Source organism: Inquilinus sp., from assembly GCF_057815775.1.
Map to the genome: position 1 here is coordinate 1 of NZ_JBYRFX010000708.1, position 3,620 is coordinate 3,620.

A 3,620-nucleotide genomic window follows, 5' to 3' on the forward strand; every position below is an offset into this window, starting at 1 on the left:
GGCCACAGCCCCGGCGTGGCCAGCTCGACCACATGGCCATCGGGATCGGCGATATAGAGGCTGACGCCGCCGCGGGCCCAGGCCATCTCGCCGGTCAGGGCGACGCCCGCCGCGACCAGCCTCGCGCGCCAGGCGTCCAGGTCCTCGGCCGGGACAGCGAAGGCCATGTGCAGCCGGCCCGCCCCCTCATGCCCCGGGATGGTGCCGCCGGCCTCGACCACATCGGCGGAGGTGGCGCCGGCCAGGAACAGCAGCAGCACGCCCTGCCGCCCGGCATCCAGGGCCACCAGCCGCGGGCTGCGCAGCATGACGCGCAGGCCCAGGATCTGCTCGTAGAAGGCGGTGGCGCGGTCGAGATCGGCGACGTAGAGCGCGGTCTCGAGCAGCCCGTCGATGCGTGGCGCGGCCGTCACGGGAAGGGATCTCTCAGGCGTCGGTCAGGCGGATGACGACATCGACCCGGGCGATGCGGGTGCCGGCCGGGGCTTCGGGCAGCGCTGAAACGACCACGGCCTCGCCATGGACGTCGCGCAACTCGCCGGTCGTCTCATGATAGAAATGATGGTGGTCGCAGGTGTTGGTGTCGAAATAGGACCGGCCGGGCTCGATCACCACTTCGCGCAGCAGCCGGGCCTCGGTGAACTGGTGCAGGGTGTTGTAGACGGTCGCCAGCGACACGGCATGGCCGGCCTGGGTTGCCTCGCCATGCAGCGCCTCGGCCGTGACATGGCGGTCGCAGCCGCCGAACAGCAGGCCGGCGAGCGCGACGCGCTGGCGGGTCGGTCGCAGCCCGGCGGTCTGCAGCCGGTCGACGACGGTGGTGGTCTCGGCCTGGGCCATTCTGGTTCCGCAACGATCCCGATCCCGCACCATAACCGCGGCAGGCCGGGGGTTCAACTCGGCTGGACCCAGGTATAACCGAGAGGTGCCGTCGCGCGTTCCCCGCTTTCGGCTGTCGTGCCCGGACTAGGTCCAGGCACGACAGGAAAGGGGGCCGCCCGTCCGGGACTCTTACATCATCTGATAGTTGGGTCCCCCGCCGCCCTCCGGCACGGTCCAGACGATGTTCTGCTTGGGATCCTTGATGTCGCAGGTCTTGCAGTGGACGCAGTTCTGCGCGTTGATCACGAAGCGCGGGTCGCTGCCGTCCTCGTTGCGCACCACCTCGTACACCCCGGCCGGGCAATAGCGCTGCGCCGGTTCGTCATACAGCGGCAGGGTGTAGGCGATCGGGACCGACGGGTCCTTCAGCTTCAGATGCGACGGCTGGTTTTCCTCGTGGTTGGTGTTCGACAGATACACCGAGGAGAGGCGGTCGAAGGTGACGATACCGTCCGGCTTGGGATAGTTGATCTTCTTCGACTGCGCGGCCGGGCGCAGCGATTCGTGGTCGGCGTGCTTGTGGTGCAGCGTCCAGGGCAGCTTGCCGCGGGTCCACAGCTCGATGCCGGAATAGATCGTGCCCAGGATCGTGCCCCAGCGGAAGCCCGGGCGGCAGTTGCGCACCACCGTCAGTTCCTGCCACAGCCAGCTGGCCTTCAGCCGCTCTGGATAGGCCACGACCTCGTCATGGCCCTCGCGGCCCTCGGCCAGCGCGTCGAACACCGCCTCGGCGCAGACCATGCCGCTCTTCATCGCGGTGTGGTTGCCCTTGATCCGCGGCACGTTGACGAAGCCGGCGGAGCAGCCGATCAGGCAGCCGCCCGGGAAGGTCAGCTTCGGCACCGACTGCAGACCGCCCTCGTTGATGGCGCGGCCGCCATAGGCCAGGCGCTTGCCGCCCTCCAGCGTCGGGCGGATCAGCGGATGGTCCTTGTAGCGCTGGAATTCCTCGAACGGCGACAGGTACGGGTTCTTGTAGTCGAGCGCGACGACATAGCCGATCGAGACCAGGTTCTCGCCGAAATGGTACAGCCAGCCGCCGCCATAGGTCTCGTTGTTCATCGGCCAGCCGAAGCCGTGCTGGACCAGGCCGGGCCGGTGATTCTCCGGCTTCACCTCCCACAGCTCCTTGACCCCCAGGCCGAAGGTCTGCGGGTCGCATTCGGTGCGCAGCTGGAACTTCTCCATCAGCATCTTGGCCAGCGACCCGCGCACGCCTTCACCGATCAGCGTGTATTTGGCGTGCAGCTCCATCCCCGGCGTGTAGTTGCCGGTGTGCTCGCCGTCCTTGCCGATGCCCATGTCGCCGGTGGCGACGCCCTTGACCGAGCCGTCCTCGTGGTACAGCACCTCGGCCGCGGCGAAGCCGGGATAGATCTCGACGCCCAGCGCCTCGGCCTGCTGCGCCATCCAGCGCGTCACCAGCCCCATGCTGACGATGTAGTTGCCGCGGTTGTGCAGCTCCTTCGGCAGCCCGAAATTGGGCAGGCGGAAGCTGCTGACCGCCGTGTAGTAATGGAACTCGTCATGCGTCACCGGCGTGTCCAGCGGCGCACCCTTGTCCTTCCAGTCCGGGATCAGCTCGTTCAGCGCGCGCGGGTCCAGCACGGCGCCGGACAGGATATGGGCACCGACCTCCGACCCCTTCTCCAGCACGCACACGCTGACCTCGCGCCCGGTCTCGGCCGCCTTCTGCTTCAGCCGGATCGCCGCCGCGAGGCCTGCCGGCCCCGCGCCCACGATCACGACGTCGTATTCCATCGATTCGCGTTCCATCGCGCGTCCCTGTCGTTCGGTTGGCCGCATGCTACATAAATGCACCGCGGGGGTCGAATGGCCGATCATGTCGCGGCAGGTTCGGCGCCGACTGCGACGCGCCGGACCCCGGCGACGCTGCGGCAAGCCCCGTCCGGGCCGGCCGCGGGGTTGACAGCCAGGGCCCCCCGACGGTTTCTAGCGCATGGACATGACCAGCGAATCAGACCTCGCCGTGCAGCCCGCCGAGATCATCGCCCTCCTGAGATGGTACCAGGACGCCGGCATCGACGAAGCCATCGGGGATGACCCCGGCGCGCTCGGCCGCCGCCGCGGCGGTGCCGGCATGGCCCCGGCCTTGAGCCCGATGGCGCCGCAGCCGCAACCGTCGGTCCAGCCCGTCTCGTCCCAGCTCGCCTCATTCCAGCCTGCCCCGGCCGCAGCGCCGCGCGTGGTCGGCACCGCCGTGCTGCCGGGCAGCGATGCCGCCACCGGCGATGCCCGTCGCATCGCCGCCGGGTGCAACACGCTGGAGGAGCTGGCGGCGGCGCTGGCCGCCTTCGACGGCTGCGGGCTGAAGGCCACCGCCACCCAGATGGTGTTCGCCGACGGCAACCCGGAGGCCGACATCATGATCGTCGGCGAGGCGCCAGGGGCGGAGGAGGACCGGCTGGGCAAGCCCTTCGTCGGCCAGTCGGGCAAGCTGCTCGACCGCATGCTGGCGGCGATCGGGCTCGACCGCAGCACGGTCTACATCTCCAACATCGTCAACTGGCGCCCGCCCGGCAACCGCCAGCCGAACGCGGCAGAGATCGCGATCTCGCTGCCCTTCATCGAACGCCATGTCGCGCTCAAGAAGCCGAAGATCCTGCTCTGTGCCGGCGGCACCTCGGCCGCCGCCCTGCTGGCGACGCGCGAAGGCATCACCCGCATCCATGGCCGCTGGTACGACCGCTCCTTCCCCGACCTGCCGGCACCGGTGC

Annotated in this window: 4 protein-coding genes; 1 reads left to right on the top strand and 3 read right to left on the bottom strand. The window is 69.2% G+C overall.

The genetic code is table 11. The annotated features are described in order from the left end of the window. From AC3XYG_RS24710 to AC3XYG_RS24720, 3 genes are all read right to left on the bottom strand, one after another. The coding region (locus tag AC3XYG_RS24710; protein ID WP_489142522.1) for a VOC family protein at positions 1 to 413 on the bottom strand (413 nt) is incomplete at its 3' end. 13 nt (positions 414 to 426) lie between these two features. Then, complete coding sequence (irrA, locus tag AC3XYG_RS24715; protein ID WP_489142523.1) at positions 427 to 840, bottom strand: iron response transcriptional regulator IrrA; 414 nt, start codon at positions 838 to 840, stop codon at positions 427 to 429. Positions 841 to 1,011: 171 nt separating this feature from the next. Continuing rightward, complete coding sequence (locus AC3XYG_RS24720; RefSeq protein ID WP_489142524.1) at positions 1,012 to 2,658, bottom strand: electron transfer flavoprotein-ubiquinone oxidoreductase; 1,647 nt, start codon at positions 2,656 to 2,658, stop codon at positions 1,012 to 1,014. 190 nt (positions 2,659 to 2,848) lie between these two features. On the opposite strand from AC3XYG_RS24720, the gene AC3XYG_RS24725 reads away from it, so the two are divergent. Next, a partial coding sequence (locus tag AC3XYG_RS24725; RefSeq protein ID WP_489142525.1) for a uracil-DNA glycosylase occupies positions 2,849 to 3,620 on the top strand: 772 nt, incomplete at its 3' end.